The following is a 23,374-nucleotide window of genomic DNA, read 5'->3' as shown; positions in this document are numbered from 1 at the left end:
TAACATTTGGTTATTAAGCTAATGTATTGTTTTTAAGGAATATTTAAAAATTTATGCGTTTGTAAAGAAATTTCCCATTTTGGATTGGCCATAACATAATCTATAATCAAAGGTGTAATTTCTTTTGATTTAGACCATTCGGGCTGTAAATACAATTTGCAGGTAGGCGAAACCATTGCAGCATATTCTTCGGCCCATTTAAAATCGCTTTTGTTAAAAACAATTACCTTAAGCTCGTTAGCGAAGGGTGTAATATCAGGCCGTGGTGCTTTAAATTTCTTTGGAGATAAACAGATCCAGTCCCAGTTACCCGATAGCGGATAAGCACCAGACGTTTCAATAAAAGTAAGGATACCCCGTTCTTTTAACTTATTGGTTAAATAATCCAGGTTATAGATCAGCGGTTCACCTCCGGTAATGACTACAGCTTTACCTGGAAATTGATCAGCGTTTTCTACAATTACATCGGCCGGGGTTAGGGGGTGCATTTCTGCATCCCAGCTCTCTTTCACGTCGCACCAGTGGCAACCTACATCACAACCACCCAAGCGGATAAAATATGCTGCTTTACCGGTATTAAATCCTTCGCCCTGTATGGTGTAAAATTCTTCCATTAAAGGAAGTAATGTGCCGTCTTCTGGTATGTCTTGTTTCATTTTTGAGGATGCAAATATCCTAAAAAAATATGGTGATGCTGTTCCTCTTTTAAAATTTAATGCAAAGATGAAATAATACTGATATTTATTTGCTGTATTTTAGCTTTATGAAGTGGTTTAAGGCGCTAAATAATAATCAGGTTCCTCGAAAAGACAATATCATAACGGTTACGGTGGCCGGAAAACAGTTGTGCATTATTAATAATGACGATAAAATTATAGCTACCCAATCTCATTGCCCGCATGCTGGAGGCCATTTTAGTGGTGGCTGGTGTAAAAACGGCAACCTGGTTTGCCCATTACACCGTTACGAATACAGCTTGACCACAGGGAGAGGCGCAGAAGGCCAGGGAGATTATATCGATATCTATCCAACAGAATTGCGTGAGGATGGCTTATATATCGGTTTTGAGGAAAGCTGGTGGAGCAAATTATGGGGGTGATTTAGTTCATTGGTTCACTTGTCATTTGTTCATTGGTTACTGCAAATTGCCTACTGTAAAGTGGTTATTTTGGTTAACTGTTTTGATCGGTTAATTGTATTTTTTAATTGTTGTAATCCGTACCCTAAACTGTGAATTGGAAACTGCAAAATGGTTAACTGTTTTCAAACGCTCAACAGAAACGTTATCTCGACCGGAGCACCGCGGAGTGGAGAGATCTATTTATTTATCTTCCATAATCCATTTTACATCTTCCATCATTAAAGATCCTTCACTGCATTTAGGATGACAGACGAGAAGCTAAGCTATTCTTTGTGTCTTCGTGCCTTTGTGGTTTAAAATAGAAACTTGGTCTTCACCAAAGAAAAAAGCGATCCAATAATGAACCGCTTTGTAATTATTTTCAGGCTTTGGGTTTTACCTTCAACCTTCCACCTTTTCACCTTCTACCTTTAAGAATATATTTCTTTTCGGGCCGATGCCAATGTATTTTTCAATAAACCAACAATGGTCATCAAGCCAACACCGCCCGGAACAGGAGTAATGTAAGATGCTTTTGGCGCTACGTTTTCGAAATCTACGTCGCCATATAATTTAAAGCCCGATTTGGTTTCGGTAGAATTTTCGCGGTTAATGCCCACATCGATAATAATCGCACCTGGTTTAACCATATCTGCTGTAACAAAGTTCTTTTTACCAATTGCTGCTATTACGATATCAGCCTGAAGAACCTGCTCTTTTAAATCTTTTGTTTTAGAGTGCGTAAGTGTTACCGTACAGTTGCCTGGATTGGCGTTGCGGGCCATTAAAATACTCATCGGACTACCCACAATATTACTGCGGCCAACCACAACACAATGCATGCCAGTGGTATCAATACCATATTCTTGCAGCATCAATAAAATGCCATATGGTGTAGCTGGGATAAAACAAGGCAGATTGCGCATCATCCTACCTAGGTTTACGGGATGGAATCCATCTACATCTTTGCGGTGATCGATTTTTTCCGTAACTTTTTCTGGATCAATGTGTTTTGGTAAAGGCAATTGAACAATTAAGCCATCTACATCATCATCCTGATTAATTTCTTCTATTTTTGCCAGTAATTCTGCTTCAGTTACCGAGTTATCGTAGCGGTGAAGCGAAGATTTAAAACCTACTTTTTCACAGTTTTTCATCTTGCTGGCTACATAAGTTTCGCTACCACCATCGTTACCTACCAAAATGGCAACTAAATGTGGCTTGCGCCCTGTTTTATTCAAAAACTCAGCTGCTTCTTCAGCAATTTGAACTTTAACTTTTTCTGATACGTATTTACCGTCTAATAATATCCCCAAATCCCCTGAAGGGGACTTTGAATTTCCTTCGCTCATATAACTGCTCTGTTATAATTATATAATTTAAGATTTAATCTAATAAACCGCCAGTATTCCCCCTTCAGGAGGCTAGGGGGTTAGTCTAATTTCAAAACTGCCATAAATGCCGTCTGCGGAATCTCTACGTTACCTACCTGACGCATACGTTTTTTACCTTTTTTCTGTTTTTCCAATAGCTTACGCTTACGTGAAATATCACCGCCGTAACATTTAGCGGTTACATCTTTACGCAAGGCACTAAGCGTTTCGCGGGCAATAACTTTAGCACCGATAGAAGCCTGTATTTTAATTTCAAACTGTTGGCGAGGGATCAGTTCCCTTAATTTCTCGCAGATTTTCTTTCCGAAATCGTACGCATTGCTACGGTGGATCAATGATGATAAAGCATCAACTGGTTCATCGTTAATTAACATATCTAAACGAACCAAATCCGATTTGCGGTAACCAACCTGATGATAATCGAAGGATGCATAACCTTTAGAAATTGTTTTCAGTTTATCATAAAAATCGAATACAATTTCGCCCATAGGCATTTCGAAAACCAATTCTACACGATCGGACGTTAAGTAGGATTGATTTACAATTGTTCCTCTTTTCTGAATACAAAGTGACATTACCGGGCCAACAAAATCAGATTTAGTGATGATGTTCGCTTTGATATAAGGTTCTTCAACTGAATCCAATTTACTTGGATCGGGCAGATCGGATGGGTTATTTACAAAAATTTCGGCGCCTTTGGTCGTGTGCGCAACGTAAGATACGTTGGGAACGGTTGTAATTACCGTCATGTCGAATTCACGTTCCAATCGCTCCTGGATAATCTCCATATGCAACATACCCAAGAAACCGCAACGGAAACCAAAGCCCAAAGCTGCTGAACTTTCTGGTTCGAAAACGATTGAAGCATCGTTAAGCTGCAATTTGTGCATGGCCTCACGAAGTTCTTCAAATTCATCGGTATCAACTGGATAAATACCAGCAAAAACCATTGGTTTTACCTCTTCAAATCCTTGAATGGCATCTAATGATGGTCTTGCGGTAGTCGTAATCGTATCACCAACCTTTACCTCTCTGGCTTCTTTAATTCCAGAAATAATGTAGCCTACATCACCGGTTTTAACCACATTACGTGGCGCCATATCCAGTTTCAGGATACCAACCTCATCAGCTAGGTATTCTTTGCCAGTATTGATAAACTTTACTTTATCGCCTTTTTTAATTTCTCCGTTTACAACTTTGTAGTAAGCAATAATTCCCCTGAATGAGTTGAAAACAGAGTCGAAGATCAAAGCCTGTAAAGGTGCTTCCGGATCGCCAACTGGCGCTGGAACACGATCAACAATGGCTTGGATAATGTCAGGAATCCCCATTCCGGTTTTACCCGATGCAGGAATAATATCTTCACGTTTACAGCCAATCAGATCAATAATCTGATCCTTAACTTCCTCAGGCATGGCGCCCGGTAAGTCCATTTTATTTAAAATCGGAATAATTTCCAGATCATGCTCTAAAGCAAGATATAAGTTAGATATAGTTTGGGCCTGTATACCTTGCGATGCATCTACAATCAGTAGGGCGCCTTCGCAGGCAGCAATAGAACGCGAAACTTCGTACGAAAAATCTACGTGTCCAGGTGTATCGATAAGGTTGAAATTGTATTCAATATCACCAACTTTATAGTTCATTTGTATGGCATGACTTTTAATGGTGATGCCTCTCTCACGCTCTAAATCCATATTATCGAGCAATTGCGCCTGCGCTTCACGCTGCGAAATCGTCGCGGTATATTCTAATAACCTATCAGCCAATGTACTCTTACCATGGTCGATATGTGCAATAATGCAAAAATTACGTATATGCTTCATCTTTGCGCAAAGATATGCTTTTTAATGGAAATTGTAAGTGGGAAAATGGAAGATAGGGGAGCTTATAAAATGAGCACTAAATTGAATCCTATTATGTGATATTGAGCCTGTTGAAACGCTTTAAAGTTTATTCAACAGGCTCATTAATAAAGATATATCAAATTGTAATTTAGTTACTCAATAGCTGTTTAAACCACTGTTTTCTTCCACTTTCCTTTTTTGAATAATATAAATGCTGCTATGGCAATACCTACTTCGGCAGTTGGGATGGCAATAAATACGCCTTTTGGACCCATTTCGAAATGTTTGGCCAGTAAATATGCAAATGGGATCTGGAAAAGCCAGAAAGCAACCACATTGATTTTTGTGGGTGTCCAGGTGTCGCCCGCACCATTAAAGGCGCTGGTTAATACCATTCCCATTCCGTAAATAATAAAGCCTACGCTTAAAATTTTCAATGCCTCGCTTGCTATCTCGATCACCTTTTTATCAGAAGTGAAAAATGCAGCAAAAAAATGACCGCAGGTTAAAAACAAAACACAAACTATTGCCATAAATACAATGGTATATTTCATGGTCTGGAATACCGATTTTTCCGCGCGATCGATATGCCCTGCGCCTAAATTTTGGCCAACCAGTGTTGCGGCAGCATTGCTTAAGCCCCATGCAGGAAGCAGAAAAAACATCATTAGCCTTAATGCCGTTTGGTAACCTGCTGATCCTTTGTCGCCACCAGTTGTCGCCACCAATTCAGATAGGAATACCCAGCTACAACTCGCAATTACAAATTGAAAAATGGCCGGAGCAGCAATTTTGATAATGGCTTTTATCTGTTCAAAATCTGGAATAAAATAACTGACCCGGATTTTTAATGCATTTTTTCCATTAAACAGGTTGTATATCTGATAGCTAACGCCTAAACCACGGCCAATAGTTGTGGCAATGGCAGCGCCTGTTAAACCGAAGGCCGGGATAGGGCCAAGGCCATTAATAAATATTGGGCAAAAAATGATGTTGGCAATATTGGCGATCCATAAACTGCGCATCGCAATTGCAGCATTACCAGCTCCCCTAAAAATACCGTTTATTAAAAAAAGCAATACGATAATTATGCTTCCGCCCATCATTATGCGTACGAAATTTGTTCCATGGTCGGCTGTTTCGGTAGTTGCGCCCATTAACAACAGGATGTCTCTTGCATACACTAATCCTAAAATACTAATAATTAGGTTAATGCTTACTGCTATTACAATGGTTTGCATGCCCGCTTTCGATGCAGCTTCGGGATTCTTTTCACCAATCCTCCTGGCTACAACGGCTGTGGCAGCCATACTTAAGCCAATGGCAAGGGAATAAATAATTGTTAAGACCGATTCGGTTAAGCCAACGGTTTGAATGGCGTTGCTGCTGTTTTCGAGGTGGCCAACAAAATATAAATCAACCAGTGCAAAAACAGATTCCATAGCCATTTCCAGCATCATGGGGATAGCCAATAAAATAATTGCCCTTTTTATTGTGATTGAGGTTAAGTCGACCTCGTGACCTTTTAAAGATTGTAGCAATACATCAAAAAAAGAAGATAGTTTGCCCTGTGCCTTTGTGGACTGTGACATATATAAAAGATAAAAATGTGTAAATAACCAAATGATACGCTTTGCAGCGTAAAAACCTAAAATTTAAAAACGGAGGGAATCCTCGGTTTGTTTAGAACCTCAAACGGATTGCAGATACTATCATGGCTCTGGTCTTTTTGATAAATCAAAGATAAAGAAAAATTCTAGACGTCAAATTTTGAGGGCGATTATTTTAGTTGATTGTTAATTTTGCCACGGAGGCGCTCTTAAATACTATAAGCTTCAATCATCTCTTCGGTAACTTTTGTTCCCCGGTTGGTTGTTAAATCGATCAGTACGTAGTCAAAAATCCCATCCGAAGCTACCTTGCCGGTTTTTTTGTTAATGATTTCGAACTGAACAGAACAACCTTTTTCGTGCATGGTTAAAATTCCGGTCCTGATCAACATAAGATCATTCATCAATAAAGGGCGTTTGAAATTGATATCAACACGGCTTACTACCCAGCCTAAACCCAGCTTGGTGAAATGTTCCCAGGGCATGCCGTAAAACTTCTCCATTTGTTCGTAACGCGCAGCCAATACATAATCCAGGTATTTGCTGTTGTGTACGTGGTTAAACATATCGATATCATCCGGACGGACACGTAACTCGCTTTCGAAAATGCTATATTGATTCTTTTCCAAGGATAAATGTTTTGTGCAAAAGTATAAATAAGGTTTTGATATCTTGACATAATGATGTATTGATGTAATGATGTCTCATCTATTTTTCGTATTTTTGATATGAAATGGGAAGACTTAAATTATACGACATTACAATTCCGCGCGAAACCATAGTTGAGGAGCGTGAAATTGTTTATTTGAGCCGTACTCCCGAGCAGCGCTTCTTCGGCGTGCTACAACTTAATTATATTTCGGTTACCATGAACGGCGGCAGGCCTTTAAAATCCCCTCAGGGTAAGGGGCTCATTATCCGTAAACCGGTCATATAATCTTCTTTTATGTCTTTTGATAAAGAAAACCCTGAAATGCTTTTGTTATTGGAAACATTTGAGCAGTTTATGTTGATTATCTGATTGTTGGTGGTTTTGCTGTTAATCGGTATGGCTATAACCGCACTACTGGCGATTTGGATATTTATCTGAAAGATACCCGCAATAACAGGCAAAATCTGATTTATGCCTTAGATAAAATGGGCTATGGCAGGTATGATATGTTATTGGATGTTCCAATTATTGCCGGTTATTGTGAAGTTTTAATGGATGATGGCATGTATGCTGATTTAATGACTGATATTCCTGGGCTTGATAAACAAAAGTTTGACGAATATTTTGAAGTAGCTACTGTAGATATAATTAATGGGATTAAAGCCAGATTTTTGCATTATAACCATCTTTTGGATAATAAACGGGCTACCAATAGACCGAAGGATCAGCTTGATGTTTTGGAATTAGAGCGAATTAACAAGAAAGATTAGGCTGTTACAGCGATCAATTTTCCTCAAGTTAAACTAAGTACTCTACAAAAGCCTGTTGCTAAGACATGGTTGAAGCAATCAGCAAAAGAAGATTTATGAATCAAAATATTAATCAATCTCCCGGGGTTCCGATTTGTCGCTGGTAAATCGCCATTCTTGCCCGTATAAAGATTTATACCGAACCATAATCTTAATATCAGACTTTTCGACCAATGGACCTAGGCGTACATCATCTATTTTAATTAAGCTTAATTTTTCGCCAACCGGCAGTACCTCATTTATCCATAAATTGGTAAGCATTACCGCTTTGGTTGAATCTAATTTATTGTCGGTTTTGATGAGTTTAAGAATTTCGGATATGTTTTTATAAGGCTTTGATTTATAATAAAAGGAATAATCAGATACAATTGCTGGGCCTAAGCCTTGATTTGCAATCAGAAGTTCGTAGTGGTAAGATTGGTCGTTAACGCTTGTTTTATCAGAAAAACTATTTGAATAACTTATCAACAGCGGTTTTACGGATGCATATTGCTGGATTCTTTGTAATCTGGTTTGATATAGTGTTATAATGATTGCGCAAATACTGGTTACTATAGCGCATACGCCAACAATGGCGTTCAATGATAATTTTGGTTCTTTGCTAATTTTCGGTTTCTGCATCGCTTTGCATTAATGGTATTTAAGTTCTAAAAATAAAAAAAACTTCAGGTAACTAGCTACGCTAATAATCAAGATCTTAAGCGCTTAAGATTGTATGTGAGATCATTTGCTTTTAATCAAAAATAGCCTTATCTTTGCGGCACAATTAATTAATTTTTATTGCTTTAATATTATTCAAGAAATGTATTTAAGTCCAGAAAAGAAAGCCGAAATCTTTAAACAACACGGCGAAGTAGAAACCAATACTGGTTCTGCAGAAGGTCAAGTAGCGTTATTTACATACCGTATTGCGCACTTAACAGAACACTTAAAGAAAAACCGTAAAGATTTTTCTACACAGTTGTCACTTCAAAAATTGGTAGGTAAACGCCGCGGTATTTTGGCTTACCTATACAAAAAAGATATTGAGCGCTACCGTGCTATCATCAAAACTCTTCAGTTGCGTGATATCATTAAACAAAAATAAGCGTAAGTTTATCAGAAAAGCCATTCTTTAGGGAATGGCTTTTTACTTTCCAGCGAAAAAATTTAACGGTGGATTATCATAGATAGATTTTTTAATTCTATCTTCGTTTGCAAAAACAAAAACATATATAAACAACGGTGTGTAGAAAGAGGAAAACACATCATAATTCTATTTAAATGAATGTAATAAAAAAATCGTTCGATTTGGGCGATGGCAGAACAATCGAAATTGAAACTGGTAAATTGGCTAAACAAGCTGATGGTTCGGTTGTAGTAAAAATGGGCGATACTATGTTGTTGGCAACAGTTGTATCAACAGTAGGTGCTAAACCAGGTACCGATTTTTTACCTTTATCGGTTGATTATCAAGAAAAATACGCGGCTACTGGCCGTATACCGGGTGGATTTTTACGTCGTGAAGCAAGATTATCTGATTACGAGGTTTTAATTTCGCGTTTAGTAGATAGAGCTTTACGCCCAATGTTCCCTTCAGATTATCACTCTGATACGCAGGTGATGATTTCATTAATTTCTGCTGATAAAAATATCATGCCTGATTGTTTAGCTGGTTTAGCTGCATCGGCTGCATTATCAGTTTCTGATATTCCTTTCAACGGTCCGATTTCTGAAGTACGTGTAGCTAAAATTGATGGTAAATTGGTAATCAATCCATATGCCAGCGATTTAGAGCGTGCTACTTTGGAGTTTATGGTTGCTGGTTCGGCTAATGATATTGGCATGGTTGAGGGTGAGTGCGATGAGATTCAGGAAGACGAAATGGTTGAGGCTTTAAAATTTGCACACGATGCAATTAAAGTTCAATGTGCTATTCAGGTTGAATTAACAGAAGCTACAGGTAAAACGGTAAAACGCGAATACAGCCACGAAGACCACGATGCTGATTTAAAAGCAAAGGTTTATGCTGATACTTACGATAAAGTTTATGCAGTAGCAAAATCTGGATCGAACAAAGACGAGCGTAAAGTTGGTTTCACTAACATCATCAACGAATTTTTCGAAGCAATGCCAGAAGATACAGCAGATTTAACTAAGGCAATGGCTAAACATTATTACCATGATGTTCAGTATGATGCCATTAGAAATCTGTTGTTGGATGAAGGTATCCGTTTAGATGGCCGTAAAACTACCGAAATCCGTCCGATATGGAGCGAAGTTGGTTATTTACCTGCTGCTCACGGTTCGGCTGTATTTACACGTGGCGAAACCCAATCTTTAACTTCGGTTACTTTGGGTAGCAAAGACGATGAGCAGATGATTGATGGTGCTTTCTTTAATGGTTACCAAAAATTCTTATTGCACTATAACTTCCCTGGTTTTTCAACTGGTGAGGTAAGACCGAACAGAGGTGCTGGCCGCCGCGAAATTGGTCACGGTGCATTGGCACAGCGTTCATTGAAAAAAGTATTGCCACAAGGTGAAGCAAATCCTTACACCATCCGTGTTGTTTCTGATATTTTAGAATCTAACGGTTCATCATCAATGGCAACAGTTTGTGCTGGTACATTGGCATTAATGGATGCCGGTATTAAAATTAAATCTCCGGTTTCAGGTATCGCAATGGGTTTAATTACCGACGAGAAAACTGGTAAATATGCTATCCTTTCTGATATCTTAGGTGATGAAGATCACTTAGGTGATATGGACTTTAAAGTAACTGGTACCGAAAATGGTATTGTTGCTTGTCAAATGGACTTAAAAATCAATGGTTTATCGTACGAAGTTTTAACTAAAGCTTTATTGCAGGCTAAAGAAGGTCGTTTACACATCTTAAACGAGATGAAGAAAACCATCAGCCAGCCGAATGAGGATTACAAACCACATGCTCCACGTATTGTTTCTTTAACTATTGATAAAGAATTTATTGGTGCAATTATCGGCCCTGGTGGTAAAATCATTCAGGAAATGCAACGCGAAACCGGTGCATCGATCTCTATCGAAGAAGTTGATGGTAAAGGTATTGTTGAAGTATTTGCAGATAATAAAGCATCAATTGATGCAGCAGTTACCCGTATCCGTAACATTGTAGCTAAGCCAGAAATTGGCGAAATTTACCAGGGTAAAGTAAAATCAATTATGCCTTTCGGAGCATTTGTTGAAGTAATGCCAGGTAAAGATGGTTTATTACACATCTCTGAAATTTCGTGGGAGCGTTTAGAAACCATGGATGGTGTGTTAAAAGAAGGTGATAAAATCGAGGTTAAATTGTTAGACATCGATAAACAAGGTAAAATGAAACTTTCACGTAAAGTTTTATTACCAAGACCTGAAAAACCAGCTGCACCAAAAGCTTAATTAGGTAAATGTCATGCTGAACTTGTTTCAGCATCTCAATAACGAAAACCCTTTCAGTTAGCTGAAAGGGTTTTTTGTTGTTGACTATTTTGTTTAACAATGATTTTGTAACTTGCCCTTGATAGAAATATCATCATTGCAGGGGAACAAAGCATTATTAGTGATAATATTGCTCTTATATTAGGTTTAATTCCTGTCTTGCAATGATGAAACACATAAAAATATGAAATACATTATTGCCCCATCCATACTTTCGGCCGATTTTGGCAACCTACAGCGCGATATAGAAATGATTAACCAAAGTGAAGCCGATTGGTTTCATGTGGATGTAATGGATGGCGTTTTTGTTCCGAATATTTCTTTTGGTTTCCCGGTAATGGCTGTAGTTAAAAAACATGCTACAAAACTTTTAGATGTACATTTGATGATTGTTGAGCCCGATAAATATATTGAGGATTTTGCCAAGGCAGGGGCCGATCGCATCACGGTTCATTACGAAGCCTGTACGCACTTGCACCGCACCATTCAGCTGATCAAATCTTTTGGCTGTAAAGCTGGGGTGGCTTTAAATCCGCATACACCGGTAACATTACTGCAGGATGTAATTGAAGACCTGGATCTGGTACTGATCATGTCTGTTAATCCGGGGTTTGGCGGTCAGGCTTTTATTCACAACACCTATAAAAAAATACAGGATCTGAAGGCATTGATTAAAGGCATTAATGACGATTTAATAATTGAGGTAGATGGTGGCGTTGGTTTGCAAAATATTGCTACATTAGTATCAGCAGGTGCCAACGCTTTTGTGGCCGGAAATGCAATTTTTGCAACAGAAAGCCCGACTGAAACCATTGCTAAAATGAAGCAACTAACCAATAAAAGCGTAAATGTTTAAATTGTTTTTATTGCTAAATTGTTTTGTTGAAACCAAGTGGGAGTTAAGATAGCTTGTACTTGTTATTAACGTCTTGATGCTAGTATTTTGATACTCAACCTTGATACCCAATTTATCTTGCTACTAAAAAATGCTCAAATTTCGGCTAATCCTATTTCTTTTAATTGCTGGCTGTAGTTTAGCTGTTGCCCAGCCATTAGTTAGGGTTTCGGGGATAGTTTATAGCCAAGAAAAATTACCCTTGGCGCAGGTTACCGTAATTGTTTTAGGACAGGCACAATCTACCGTTACAGATGAATTTGGGATGTATACGATCTATTCAAAATCGAAAGCATTTAGCATTAAATATACACTATTGGGTTATCAGCCTCAAACCATCAAATTTAACGAACGTTCGGGTGCAAGAATAACCCAACAGGTAAATTTGGTGGCCAATATTAATGAACTGGAGCAGGTAAATATCACCAATAAGCAGAACCAACTGAGCAATACCACAACCATTAATATTGCCGATGTTTCATTTATGCCCTTGGTATCAGGCAATTTTGAAACCATGCTCAAAACCCTGCCCGGCGTATCTACAAATAACGAATTAAGTGCGCAGTATAGCGTTAGAGGAGGTAATTTTGATGAAAATTTAATTTACATCAACGATGTGGAAATAAACCGGCCCGTACTGATCCGCAACGGGCAGCAGGAGGGCTTAAGCTTTATCAATTCTGATCTGGTAAGTAAGGCAAAATTCTCTGCCGGTGGCTTCGAAGCTAAATATGGTGATAAGTTATCCTCTATTTTGGATATTAAATACGATAAGCCTGACAGTAACCAGACCATTCTAAGCACAAGTTTGCTGAATACTTCGTTAACAGCAAAGCGGATATTTAAAAAGAGCTTTTTGCTTAGCGGTTTGCGTTACAAAAACAATTCGAATATTTTAATCAAACAGGATGAAAAAGGGAGCTACAGCCCCAATTATGCCGATGGTCAGATCCTGTACCAATACGATTTTTCCCCTAAATTTAACCTCAGCTTTTTGGGTAATTTTAATATTGGCCAGTTTAAACTGATCCCTACCAACAGGGAAACCCAGTTTGGCACGTTAAGTACTACACTAAGGCTAAATGTAGATTACACCGGACAGGAAATAGATGATTATCAAACCTTTGGAAGTGCCGTAACAGCAACTTATTCGCCAAGGGCAAACCTTGTGGTTAAATTTATTAACAGCTATTTTAATACCATTGAAAGAGAACGTTTCGATATCAACGGAAGCTATATTTTTGATGAAGTGGATAACAGCTTCGCAGCTGAAAATTTTGGGCCAATTGTTAAAAATAGGGGTATAGGCAGTTACTATAACTACGGAAGAAACAGCTTAAATACACAGGTTTTCGCTTCAGAAATTAAGGTAGATCAGAACTTTAACAACCACGTTTTTTCTTGGGGGCTTAAGTTCGATAAATCTAAATACGACGATCAGTTAAATGAATATAACTATACTGATTCTGCGGGGTTTATCTTGCCAAATCGCAATAAAAATATTGTGCTGCAAAATGTAATCAACGTTAATAATAATATTGATATTAAAAATTACAGCGCTTATATCCAGGACAGTTATTCGCTTTCCAATTCTGCCGAGCTGCAATTGGGAGCCCGCACAACTTACAGTTCTTTAAGTAGGCAGCTGCTCATTAGTCCGAGGATGTTGATTGCCTACCGGCCTAATTCCAATAACAAAATTTTAAGGTTTACCGCAGGGGTTTACAAACAGCCACCATCGTATAGAACAATCCGCGATTTTTCTGGTGTTTTAAATATCAATCAGAAAGCCCAAAGTTCTTATAATACCTCTTTAGGTTACGAATATGCCTTTGATGCTTTTGGAACGCGTTTGAAATTTACTTCAGAAGCTTATTTTAAATACTCAGACCGGTTAATCCCGTACAAGATTGATAATCTGCGGATTAAATATCTCGCAAATGAGGTTTCGCATGGCTACGCCTACGGTGCTGATTTTAGTATTGGCGGTGAGTTTGTTAAAGATCTGGTTTCGTATTTCAGGATGTCGGTAATGCATGCAAATGAGGATATTGTTGGCGATAGTTATGTGCAAAATGGCGTAGTTATTTATCCTGGATACTTAAAACGGCCTACTGATCAACGTTTAAATTTTTCAATTTTTTTTCAAGATAGATTGTTGAACAGTCCAACCTATAAAGTGCACTTAAACGCCTTATATGGCGCTAGATTGCCGATTGGTCCTTCAGAAAGCCCAAGGTACCTGGATAAGTTTTTTATCCCCTCATATAAACGGGTAGACATCGGTTTCTCTAAGGATTTTCTGGATGATGCTGCACTGCATAAGCCTAAATTTTTAGATCAGAATTTCAGTGCAGTGATCTTGTTTTTCGAGGTTTTCAATATGCTCAACATCAATAATACCGTTTCCTATCTCTGGCTAAAGGATGTAGACAATGTACAGTATGCCATTCCGAACTATTTAACCGGGAGGCAGTTTAATTTAAAGCTCATTGTTAGGCTTAAAAACAAACCCTAACGCGTTAATCCGCAAATATACCATTCCAACGAACCAAACTGTATACTGGGTTCGGCTTGGCCCAAGTGTGGGGCAAATGAGGTACAGAAAACCGTCAATTCCAGTTAAACGTTTTAATTGTAAAAACTGCAATAAACCAACGTATTTTAGGCTTTTTTTTAACAAAATTTAATTTTTTATGATACGATTTTATAGGCATAACTGCTTTAAAAATTTTACATTTACGGCCATAAAACATTATATAATAAGATGAAGCATAATTTTGGCGCAGGCCCTTGTATTTTACCTCAAGAAGTGTTTAAACAAGCAGCTCAGGCTGTTTTAGATTTTAACGATGGATTATCAATTTTAGAAATTTCGCACAGAACAACCGAATTTGAGGCAGTTGTTGCTGAAGCTGATAAGTTGGTAAAAGAATTATTAAATGTGCCATCGGGTTATTCCGTTTTATTTTTACAGGGCGGTGCAAGTTTGCAGTTTGCAATGGTGCCAATGAACTTATTGGGCGATGGACAAACAGCTAGCTATTTAGATTCAGGCGTTTGGGCTACCAAAGCTTTAAAAGAAGCTAAATTTGTAGGCAACGTAAATGTAGTGGCTTCTTCAAAAGATGCCAACTATACTTTTATACCTAAGGGTTTTGAAATTCCTGCAGATAGTGCTTATTTCCACTATACCTCGAACAATACCATTTACGGTACAGAGCTTTTCGATGCGCCTAAAACAAGCGTTCCTGTAGTTTGCGATATGTCTTCTGATATTATGAGCCGTGTGATTGATGTTTCTCAGTTCGACCTGATTTATGCGGGTGCACAGAAAAACGTTGGTCCTGCAGGTTTAACCATCGTAATTGTTAAAGATGAAATTTTAGGTAAAATAGACCGTAAAATTCCTTCGATGTTAAATTATCAATCGCACATCGATAATGGTTCAATGTACAATACGCCACCGGTTTTCTCTATTTATGTGGCCTTATTAAACCTCCGTTGGTTAAAATCAAAAGGTGGTGTGGCCGAAATTGAAAAAGAAAACAAACAAAAGGCTGAGGCAATTTACAGAGAGATTGACCGTAATCCTTTATTTAAAGGTACCTGCGCATTAGAAGACCGTTCAAGAATGAATGTTTGTTTCGTAATGGAAAATGCTGAACTGGAAAAACCTTTCCTGAAATATGCAGAAGAACAAGGTATTGTAGGTATTAAAGGCCACAGAAGTGTTGGCGGTTTCCGTGCATCAATGTATAATGCACTACCGATTACAAGTGTTCATGCTTTAATTGATGCCATGCAGTCATTTGAAGAAAAACAGGCAAAAGCAAATTAATATCAAATTATAACCACGGCTTAATCGGTTCATCAGTAACCGTTAAGCTGTGCAATCATATGTAACAATGTTTAAAATATTAGCGAACGACGGGATTGATCCTATCGGAAAAGAATTATTGGAAAAAGCAGGTTTTCAGGTTGATACAGAAACTGTAGCACAGGATAAACTGGCAGAAGCTTTAAAAAACTATGATGCAATTACCGTTCGTAGTGCAACAAAAGTTAGAAAAGAATTAATCGATGCTGTACCAAACATTAAATTAATTGGTAGAGGCGGTGTAGGTATGGATAATATTGATGTGGAATATGCCCGTAGCCAGGGTATTGCTGTGGTAAATACACCAGCTGCATCTTCATTATCAGTAGCCGAACTGGTATTTTCACATTTGTTTACTGGTATAAGGTTTTTACAGGATGCCAACCGTAAAATGCCTATAGAAGGTGCCAGCCAGTTTAACAACCTAAAGAAAGCTTATGCTAAAGGAACCGAATTAAGCGGCAAAACCATTGGTATTATTGGTTTCGGCCGTATTGGTCGTGCAACAGCAAAAGTAGCACTGGGCTTGGGCATGAATGTTTTAGCTTATGATTTATATCCTTCAGAAACTGAAATTACTTTAGAATTTCAAGGCGGACAATCGGTAAGCATTCCGATCAAAACCGTTTCTTTAGACGAGGTAATTAAGGGAAGTGATTTCTTCAGTTTGCACACACCATTTGCGGATAAGCCTATTTTAGGAGCCGAAGAATTTGCTAAAATGAAAAACGGCGTAGGTATTGTTAACTGCTCGCGCGGAGGAACAATAGATGAACCGGCTTTAATCGAAGCATTAAACTCGGGCAAAGTAGCTTTTGCAGGTTTAGACGTTTTTGATAATGAGCCTACACCATTGGCAGAAATTTTAACCCACCCAAAAATTTCTTTAACACCGCATATCGGCGCATCAACCAATGAAGCTCAAGAACGTATCGGAACAGAATTGGCTACTTTGATTATTGAACACTTTAAGAAATAAGAAGTTTACATATTCTTTTAAAACCTTCGGCATTGCGCTGAAGGTTTTTTTTTGCTAAAATGTGGCTAAAATTGTATAACTATTTGAGCATTTTTGGTCAATCTATTGCGGAGAACTTGTAGTATATTGTGACAAGCTTATGATTAACTATTTTAAGTGCTAACCTATTGATTAAAAGTATTTTAAATGCCATTAATTAAACCTTTTTGTGCCTTAAAAGCTGATGCTGCCTTGCTTAGCCACGTTGTAACCAGGCCTATAGAAAATTATGCACAAGAAGAAGCCAAACAAATGGTGGCAGAAAACGATATTAGCTTTTTACACCTAACCAATCCCGAGCTCAGTAACCCCAATTTAACTGTTTGCAAACCTGAACTACTTTATAAAACCATTAGCGATAACCTAGATAGTTTTTTGGACAATAAAGTGCTCATTACCGAAGAAAAAGCGGCAATTTATATATACCAGCTTATAGATGGGGGTGTGGTGCAAACAGGTATATGGACCTTAACGCACATTAGCGATTATTTAAACGGGAACATCAAGCGGCATGAGTTAACACTGCCTTCGAGGGAAAAACTACTGGCCGATTATTTACAGGAAACAGGTTTAGATGCAAATCCTGTGCTTATCACTTACCCGCCCAACGTAACCATTAAGTCGGTTATAGCTAAATATTTGGAGGATAAACCCATCATTGATTTCACCTATGCCGATCATACCCAGCATAAAGTTTGGGCAATTGATCAAGATGAAGATTTGGAAATTCTGGTGAGCGCTTTTGCCGAAATCGGCACGGTTTACATTGCCGATGGGCATCACCGGCTGGCTTCAATGGCGAAAATGAGTTCGAACCGGAAAAAGGAGGGAGACGACAAAAAATTATCCTCAGACTTTTTTACAACGGTTTATATGGATAATGAGCAGTTACAGATATTGGAATACAACCGGGTAATTAACGATTTGGCAGGTTTAACCGACCAAGCTTTCCTCGAAAAAATAAAAGCTGATTTTGATATCAGAGAAACTGAAAAAATGGAGCGGCCTAAGCAACTCCATCAGTTTGCCTTGTACCTTAAATCGGGATGGTACAGTTTAACGGCTAAAAAACATACCTACCATAACAATCCGGTAAGTGTATTGGATGTGAAAATTCTGCAGGATTTTATATTGGTACCTGTTTTAAACATTCAAGATCCAAGAACAGACCCAAGAATAAGATTTGAAGGCGGAAAAGCATGCGTAAAAGCCATGCAAGAACGTGTTGACCAAGAGTTGGATGCAGCTGTTTTCATCCTCAATCCGATTTCGATAAACCAATTAATCGATGTTGCAGATGCAGGAGAGGTGATGCCGCCCAAATCGACATGGGTTGAACCGAAGTTTTTGGTCGGGCTTCTAACACACCGTTTTGGTAAATAATTTAGGGTAAAGATTGCGTTAATACCCAATATCGGTAACCTAAAATAGCCTTTTGAATGGTGCTGAGTTTATTGGGGTCTTTTTTATACAGACTTGGTAAAATCGCATTATTAATTTTAAGCAGTACTTTAAACAACGCTTTTTTCATGGTGTTTTTTAAATGGTTTCATTAAATTTTTGCTCTGGCAGCTTCATACTTCTTTAATTTTTTACTGAAGAAATAAAAACCACCTGCCATAATCAATAGCAAAAAGACAATAATGTAGGTTGATAAATTCCCTTCGTTTCTTTTATCCGATTCCGCTTTGAGCTGTTCATTCTGATCTTGCAACCGTTTAATTGTCTGCATGTACTTTTCTATCCGTTCTTGCGAATGATCGGCCACAGCTACCTTTTGTTGGTTCTGTAGATCTTTATAATCCATTAATACCTTTAATTCCTTAAAAATATTATTGTCTGTTAACACCACCTGCCGTAGAATTTCATTGGAATTTTTAATATCTCGCTTCGTTTGCCAGCCAAAAATTCCGGTACGTTGGTTTAAACTTTCATCATATTGGCCAAACTTTGCGCTTCGTTCTGCCAGTAAGGTGTTTATTTTAGCCCGTTGTGCAGTATATGCGCTGGTATCTTGTTGCGAAAAAGCCTGATAACTGAATAGTAGGATTGAAAATAGATAGAAATATTTCTTCATGTGCAATAAACATCAATCAGGTAGAAGTTGTTTGCCATACTTCCAATAAATACTTGGTGCTGAATTAAACTATGAACTTCAGTCTTTCAGCTTTCAGCCTTGGTCTTTCAGCTTTTAGTTCCCTATGGATGAAACTCAACCCGCACGATATCGCCGAGGTGCAGGCCCAATAAGCCACTGGCCTTACCTTTGTTAATGGCAATTTCGAGGTGGTTACTGATGCCGAATAAACACAGTTTTTCTCCTTCCTGCACTTCGTTATAATGCCAGCTCAGTTGGGTAATGGTTTCGCTTTTTCTAAAGTATAAAGTAAAATCCCTGTTCTTTTGGATTCGGGTAAATAAATCTTTGGTAATATTGGTAATTACGTTGCAAAAAGTATCAATGTAAACTACGCTGCCGCGGATCACGTCTTTTTCTATAACCGGGTGCAAAAGCATTTTCTGCTCAATCTCGGCAACCGGCAAACCTATTTCTTTGAGTTTTCCGCCTTTAGCCAAATGTGTTGCTGCTTTAACAAAAATATCGACCAACGGGAAGTGGAGGTATTTTAAATCCTGCATAATATTTAACTCCACCACATCTTCCGGGGTATCATCAAAAAGAAGCGAGAAAATACCATTATCAGCTCCTACAAAATAGTGGTCGCGGTGTTTTACGGCAATATATTTCGTGTTTTCGCTATATACAGAATCAATACCGATTAAGTGTACCGTGTTTTTAGGAAAATAAGGATAGGCATTCTTTAAAACAAAGGCTGCATACGAAATATTAAAAGATGGAACCTCATGGGTAATATCAACTAAATTAACATTAGGCATAAGGCTCAGCAGACTACCTTTGAGCGCGCTCTGGTAAAAATCTTTTGAACCTAAATCTGTTGTTAAAGTAATTATCCCCATTAAAAATTCATTATTATTGCTTATTCTTGTGTACAGGCCTAAGCGTCTGCAAATATTCAAATTTTAATTAATATACCCCGATAACTTTTTAAAATACTACAGTTTGAACGAATTAAAATTAACTCTGGATACCGTAAATCCTGCTCACTTTTGGGGGCCGAATAACGAGAATTACGAAATGATTAAAGGTGCTTTCGCGAAGTTGAAACTGGTAGCGAGAGGAAGTGATGTTAAGGTTCTCGGTGATGAACAGGAACTTAAAGCTTTTGAAGAGAAGTTTAACCAGCTGATTGCCCATCTCGAAAAGTATAGCTCACTAACCAATAACGATGTCGAATCTATACTGGGCGCAAAGGCTGCTGGTGTGGCAAAAAAAGATGTAGAACAACCAACCGGGGGCGGTGGCGAGGTGATTGTTTTCGGTACAAACGGCTTATTGGTTAAAGCAAGAACGGCAAATCAGCGTAAAATGGTGAGCAGTATTGCCAAAAATGATATATTATTTGCCATCGGTCCGGCCGGAACAGGTAAAACATATACAGCTGTAGCCTTAGCGGTAAGGGCATTGAAGAATAAAGAAATTAAGCGGATTATTTTAACCCGTCCGGCTGTTGAGGCAGGGGAGAACCTTGGCTTTTTACCTGGCGATTTAAAAGAGAAAATCGATCCGTATCTACGCCCGCTTTACGATGCGCTGGATGATATGATCCCTGCAGAGAAATTAAAGTTTTACATCGAAAACCGCACCATAGAGATTGCTCCTTTGGCATTTATGCGTGGACGTACGCTGGATAACTGCTTTGTGATTTTAGATGAGGCACAAAATGCGACGGACATGCAGTTAAAAATGTTTTTGACCCGTATGGGCCCAACCGCAAAATTTATCGTTACCGGTGATGTAACACAGGTAGATTTACCTAAGAAACAAATGTCGGGCCTGTTTAATGGACTAAGGATTTTAGAAGACATTAAAGGCATTGATATTATTTACCTGAGTGGAGAAGATGTTGTTCGTCATAAACTGGTGAAAGATATCTTGAAAGCTTACGGGGATATCCAATAAGACGGAAGTCAGAGAGCCAGAGGTCCGAAGTTTAAGTCTTTACAACAGAACTACTTCGGACTTTTGCTTTTTATAACTTTTATCATCCGACTCCGGTCTTCGGACTTTCGGACTTTTTCCCTATTTTTACGGCCTCATGAAAGCACTAAAAGAAACCCACTTTAATTTTCCAAACCAGAGCAATTTTTACAAAGGTAAAGTTCGCGATGTGTATACCGTAGCCGATCAATTTATGGTAATGGTCGTATCAGATCGTATTTCTGCATTTGACGTTGTATTACCAGAGGCCATTCCATTTAAGGGCCAGGTATTGAATCAGATTGCAGCAAAATTTTTATCTGCTACACAGGATATCGTCCCTAACTGGGTTTTAGATGTGCCAGATCCAATGGTTACCATTGGCCGTATCTGCGAGCCGTTTAAAGTAGAAATGGTAATTAGGGGCTACTTGGCTGGCCATGCATGGCGCGAGTACAGTGCCGGTAAACGTTCAGTTTGCGGCGTGGCTTTACCTGAGGGTTTAAAAGAAAATGATAAACTTCTCCAGCCGATTATTACGCCAACAACCAAAGCTTCAGTTGGGCACGATGAAGATATTTCGAGAGAAGATATATTGGCTAAAGGAATTGTTTCTTTAACAGATTACGAGAAACTGGAACAATATACTTATGCCCTATATCAACGTGGAACTGAAATCGCGGCAAAAAGCGGATTAATTTTAGTAGATACCAAATACGAATTTGGTGCTGCCGATGGCGTAATTTACCTGATTGATGAAATCCACACGCCAGATTCTTCACGTTATTTTTATGCAGAAGGATACCAGGAACGCCAAGACAACAATGAGGCGCAAAAACAGCTATCAAAAGAATTTGTTCGAAAATGGCTAATTGAAAATGGTTTTCAGGGTAAAGATGGACAGGTTGTACCAGAAATGACCCCTGAAATTGTAAATTCAATATCAGAGCGTTACATCGAACTTTATGAGCAGATTGTTGGCGAAACATTTGTAAAAGCCGATGCAGATGCCATTTCGAGCCGCATTGAGGCTAATGTTTTAAACGCTTTAGAAAAACTTTAAATTCGAAAGAAATTTATACATTAGTAGAATAAAGATTAGAGAGATGAAATTTTCAGTAGATAAACACGATAAATATGTAACCTTAAAGTTAAAGGAACCTAAGTTTACAAACGATAATGCTCCAGGTTTAAAATCAGAATTGTATTTACTTAATGCAGAAGGATTTAAGAATATTATTGTTGATTTGAGCTATGTGAAAGAATGCAATGATGCACAGGATTTAAGCTGCCTTTTGGTTGGCGACAGGCTTTGTAAATCGGCAGGTGGATTGTTTATCGTTACTGGAATCAATGATGAATTGGCACCAATTATCGAATTGTCAAACATATTTCAATCTGTAACGTTTGTTAATACATTGGAAGAAGCAACCGATTTCATCTTCATGGATGAATTGGAAAAAGAATTCAGAGGCGCTAAATAAAAAAAATATTATAAATCGTATTTCGGCCTCGTAGTTTCTAAAAAATCTACGAGGCTTTTTATATCTTAATCATGATGAAATTTGAAGTTACAATTTTAGGAAGCAGTTCTGCAACTCCCGTTTTTAACAGGAATCCATCAGCACAGCTTTTAAATTGTAATGAAAAATACTATTTAATCGATTGCGGTGAGGGCACACAACAACAGTTAATCAAATACAACCTTAAAGCCGCAAGGATCGATTATATTTTTATCAGTCACTTACATGGCGACCATTATTTTGGCTTAATCGGATTATTGTCCAGCCTGCATTTAAACGGCCGGATAAAACCCATGCAGATTTTCGGCCCTGCACCCTTGTTGGAAATTCTCGAAATCCAGTTTAAATATTCGGATACGGTGTTGAGATACCCGATTGTTTTTGTGCCCATTGAGGCCGACGAATCCTGTCAGATTTTCGAAAACAGCGACTTGGTGGTTAAAACCATAATTTTAAATCACCGCATTCCTACAACAGGATTTATTTTTCAGCAGAAAAAAAGACAGCGTAAATTGATCAAAGAAAAGACAGACGATGTTCCGATGGCTTATTACACGGTTTTAAAAAAGGGAATGGATGTAGAATTGCCGAATGGTGATATTTTACGGAGCGAAGATTATACTGTTGAAGCGGATCCACCAAGATCGTATGCTTATTGTTCGGATACGCTCTTTGATGAAAGGTATTTTGCTACTATAAAAGGCTGTAATACACTTTACCATGAAGCTACTTTTATGCACGACCTGTTAGATCGGGCCAAAGAAACCCATCATACTACTGCATTACAGGCTGCTGAAGTGGCCAAAATAAACGGGGCAAATAAGTTATTGATTGGACATTTTTCTTCGCGTTACAAAACACTCCAAATGCTTTTTGAAGAAGCACAGTCCGTTTTCGAAAATACTGAACTGGCAGTAGAGGGAAGAACTTTTCAGCTTTAAACTTTTAAAAAAAATAGTCCAGTAAGACCCTTCGACTACGCTCAGGATGACAATCCTGAAGGAGTTTTGCCATTTAAGTTTGTGGTTTCCGTGCAAATCTGTGTTTCCGCGGCAAATAATGAATCATCGAAAGAAAGATCCTTTGACTGCGCTCAGGATGACAATTTTGGAAGGAGTTTTGCCATTT

23 protein-coding genes are annotated in these 23,374 nt (G+C 38.3%); 14 read left to right on the top strand and 9 right to left on the bottom strand.

All coding sequences use genetic code 11. The features are described from left to right. Positions 1 to 32: 32 nt before the first annotated feature. Positions 33 to 656 carry a 7-carboxy-7-deazaguanine synthase QueE gene (locus tag ACS5PU_RS05685; RefSeq protein ID WP_439458309.1) on the bottom strand — a complete coding sequence of 208 codons (624 nt, stop codon included), beginning with the start codon at positions 654 to 656 and terminating at the stop codon, positions 33 to 35. 107 nt (positions 657 to 763) lie between these two features. On the opposite strand from ACS5PU_RS05685, the gene ACS5PU_RS05680 reads away from it, so the two are divergent. Further along, complete coding sequence (locus ACS5PU_RS05680; protein WP_439458308.1) at positions 764 to 1,099, top strand: Rieske (2Fe-2S) protein; 336 nt, start codon at positions 764 to 766, stop codon at positions 1,097 to 1,099. Between the two features lie 452 nt (positions 1,100 to 1,551). On the opposite strand, the gene ACS5PU_RS05675 is transcribed toward ACS5PU_RS05680, so the two are convergent. The 4 genes from ACS5PU_RS05675 to ACS5PU_RS05660 all read right to left on the bottom strand — a co-directional run bounded on the left by ACS5PU_RS05675 (position 1,552) and on the right by ACS5PU_RS05660 (position 6,600). Then, positions 1,552 to 2,472, bottom strand: a complete 921-nt coding sequence (locus tag ACS5PU_RS05675; RefSeq protein ID WP_439458307.1) for a bifunctional 5,10-methylenetetrahydrofolate dehydrogenase/5,10-methenyltetrahydrofolate cyclohydrolase — start codon at positions 2,470 to 2,472, stop codon at positions 1,552 to 1,554. 80 nt (positions 2,473 to 2,552) lie between these two features. Then, positions 2,553 to 4,340: a translation elongation factor 4 gene (gene lepA / locus ACS5PU_RS05670; RefSeq protein WP_439458306.1), complete on the bottom strand. Its 1,788-nt coding sequence runs from the start codon at positions 4,338 to 4,340 to the stop codon at positions 2,553 to 2,555. Positions 4,341 to 4,528: 188 nt separating this feature from the next. Continuing rightward, on the bottom strand, positions 4,529 to 5,953 hold the full coding sequence (locus ACS5PU_RS05665) for an MATE family efflux transporter (protein WP_439458305.1): 1,425 nt from the start codon (positions 5,951 to 5,953) through the stop codon (positions 4,529 to 4,531). Between the two features lie 227 nt (positions 5,954 to 6,180). Next, complete coding sequence (locus tag ACS5PU_RS05660) at positions 6,181 to 6,600, bottom strand: acyl-CoA thioesterase (RefSeq protein ID WP_439458304.1); 420 nt, start codon at positions 6,598 to 6,600, stop codon at positions 6,181 to 6,183. 104 nt (positions 6,601 to 6,704) lie between these two features. On the opposite strand from ACS5PU_RS05660, the gene ACS5PU_RS05655 reads away from it, so the two are divergent. Then, positions 6,705 to 6,908: a hypothetical protein gene (locus ACS5PU_RS05655; RefSeq protein WP_439458303.1), complete on the top strand. Its 204-nt coding sequence runs from the start codon at positions 6,705 to 6,707 to the stop codon at positions 6,906 to 6,908. A 137-nt stretch (positions 6,909 to 7,045) separates the two neighbouring features. Beyond that, positions 7,046 to 7,393: a hypothetical protein gene (locus tag ACS5PU_RS05650; RefSeq protein WP_439458302.1), complete on the top strand. Its 348-nt coding sequence runs from the start codon at positions 7,046 to 7,048 to the stop codon at positions 7,391 to 7,393. A 108-nt stretch (positions 7,394 to 7,501) separates the two neighbouring features. Here the strand turns inward: ACS5PU_RS05650 and ACS5PU_RS05645 are convergent, their stop codons facing one another. Further along, positions 7,502 to 8,053: a hypothetical protein gene (locus ACS5PU_RS05645; RefSeq protein WP_439458301.1), complete on the bottom strand. Its 552-nt coding sequence runs from the start codon at positions 8,051 to 8,053 to the stop codon at positions 7,502 to 7,504. A 181-nt stretch (positions 8,054 to 8,234) separates the two neighbouring features. Between ACS5PU_RS05645 and rpsO the strand changes: the two genes are divergently transcribed. The 7 genes from rpsO (at position 8,235) to ACS5PU_RS05610 (ending at position 18,046) form a co-directional block, all read left to right on the top strand. Next, on the top strand, positions 8,235 to 8,519 hold the full coding sequence (gene rpsO, locus ACS5PU_RS05640; RefSeq protein ID WP_047797868.1) for a 30S ribosomal protein S15: 285 nt from the start codon (positions 8,235 to 8,237) through the stop codon (positions 8,517 to 8,519). 176 nt (positions 8,520 to 8,695) lie between these two features. Then, on the top strand, positions 8,696 to 10,831 hold the full coding sequence (gene pnp / locus ACS5PU_RS05635) for a polyribonucleotide nucleotidyltransferase (RefSeq protein ID WP_439458300.1): 2,136 nt from the start codon (positions 8,696 to 8,698) through the stop codon (positions 10,829 to 10,831). A gap of 223 nt (positions 10,832 to 11,054) precedes the next feature. Beyond that, the gene (gene rpe, locus ACS5PU_RS05630; RefSeq protein WP_439458299.1) at positions 11,055 to 11,726 is read left to right on the top strand and encodes a ribulose-phosphate 3-epimerase; all 672 of its coding nucleotides are present in this window, start codon (positions 11,055 to 11,057) and stop codon (positions 11,724 to 11,726) included. Between the two features lie 130 nt (positions 11,727 to 11,856). Then, a complete protein-coding gene (locus ACS5PU_RS05625) occupies positions 11,857 to 14,283 on the top strand; it encodes a TonB-dependent receptor (protein WP_439458298.1) in 2,427 nt (808 codons plus the stop codon). Between the two features lie 249 nt (positions 14,284 to 14,532). Then, positions 14,533 to 15,606, top strand: coding sequence for a 3-phosphoserine/phosphohydroxythreonine transaminase (gene serC / locus ACS5PU_RS05620; RefSeq protein ID WP_439458297.1), 1,074 nt, complete (start codon positions 14,533 to 14,535; stop codon positions 15,604 to 15,606). Positions 15,607 to 15,673: 67 nt separating this feature from the next. Then, the gene (locus tag ACS5PU_RS05615; RefSeq protein WP_439458296.1) at positions 15,674 to 16,624 is read left to right on the top strand and encodes a D-2-hydroxyacid dehydrogenase; all 951 of its coding nucleotides are present in this window, start codon (positions 15,674 to 15,676) and stop codon (positions 16,622 to 16,624) included. 186 nt (positions 16,625 to 16,810) lie between these two features. Next, positions 16,811 to 18,046 carry a DUF1015 domain-containing protein gene (locus tag ACS5PU_RS05610; RefSeq protein ID WP_439458295.1) on the top strand — a complete coding sequence of 412 codons (1,236 nt, stop codon included), beginning with the start codon at positions 16,811 to 16,813 and terminating at the stop codon, positions 18,044 to 18,046. 1 nt (position 18,047) lies between these two features. On the opposite strand, the gene ACS5PU_RS05605 is transcribed toward ACS5PU_RS05610, so the two are convergent. The 3 genes from ACS5PU_RS05605 to ACS5PU_RS05595 form a co-directional block, all read right to left on the bottom strand. Continuing rightward, positions 18,048 to 18,194 (bottom strand): hypothetical protein, encoded by a 147-nt coding sequence (locus ACS5PU_RS05605; protein WP_439458294.1) that lies wholly within the window; start codon positions 18,192 to 18,194, stop codon positions 18,048 to 18,050. 21 nt (positions 18,195 to 18,215) lie between these two features. Further along, entirely contained in the window at positions 18,216 to 18,740 is a 525-nt protein-coding gene (locus tag ACS5PU_RS05600) for a hypothetical protein (protein WP_439458293.1), read from the bottom strand. Positions 18,741 to 18,862: 122 nt separating this feature from the next. Continuing rightward, positions 18,863 to 19,642: an SAM hydrolase/SAM-dependent halogenase family protein gene (locus tag ACS5PU_RS05595; RefSeq protein WP_439458292.1), complete on the bottom strand. Its 780-nt coding sequence runs from the start codon at positions 19,640 to 19,642 to the stop codon at positions 18,863 to 18,865. 103 nt (positions 19,643 to 19,745) lie between these two features. Here ACS5PU_RS05595 and ACS5PU_RS05590 point away from each other — a divergent pair, with 103 nt between their 5' ends. The 4 genes from ACS5PU_RS05590 (at position 19,746) to ACS5PU_RS05575 (ending at position 23,187) form a co-directional block, all read left to right on the top strand. Next, positions 19,746 to 20,705 carry a PhoH family protein gene (locus tag ACS5PU_RS05590; RefSeq protein ID WP_439458291.1) on the top strand — a complete coding sequence of 320 codons (960 nt, stop codon included), beginning with the start codon at positions 19,746 to 19,748 and terminating at the stop codon, positions 20,703 to 20,705. Between the two features lie 136 nt (positions 20,706 to 20,841). Next, complete coding sequence (locus ACS5PU_RS05585) at positions 20,842 to 21,786, top strand: phosphoribosylaminoimidazolesuccinocarboxamide synthase (RefSeq protein WP_439458290.1); 945 nt, start codon at positions 20,842 to 20,844, stop codon at positions 21,784 to 21,786. 43 nt (positions 21,787 to 21,829) lie between these two features. Next, entirely contained in the window at positions 21,830 to 22,207 is a 378-nt protein-coding gene (locus ACS5PU_RS05580; RefSeq protein ID WP_439458289.1) for an STAS domain-containing protein, read from the top strand. 74 nt (positions 22,208 to 22,281) lie between these two features. Continuing rightward, complete coding sequence (locus ACS5PU_RS05575; RefSeq protein WP_439458601.1) at positions 22,282 to 23,187, top strand: ribonuclease Z; 906 nt, start codon at positions 22,282 to 22,284, stop codon at positions 23,185 to 23,187. Positions 23,188 to 23,374 lie beyond the last annotated feature (187 nt).

The sequence above is a fragment of the Pedobacter sp. GSP4 genome (genome assembly GCF_051857575.1).
GTDB lineage: Bacteria > Bacteroidota > Bacteroidia > Sphingobacteriales > Sphingobacteriaceae > Pedobacter.
This window is presented reverse-complemented; position numbering and strand designations above follow the sequence as displayed.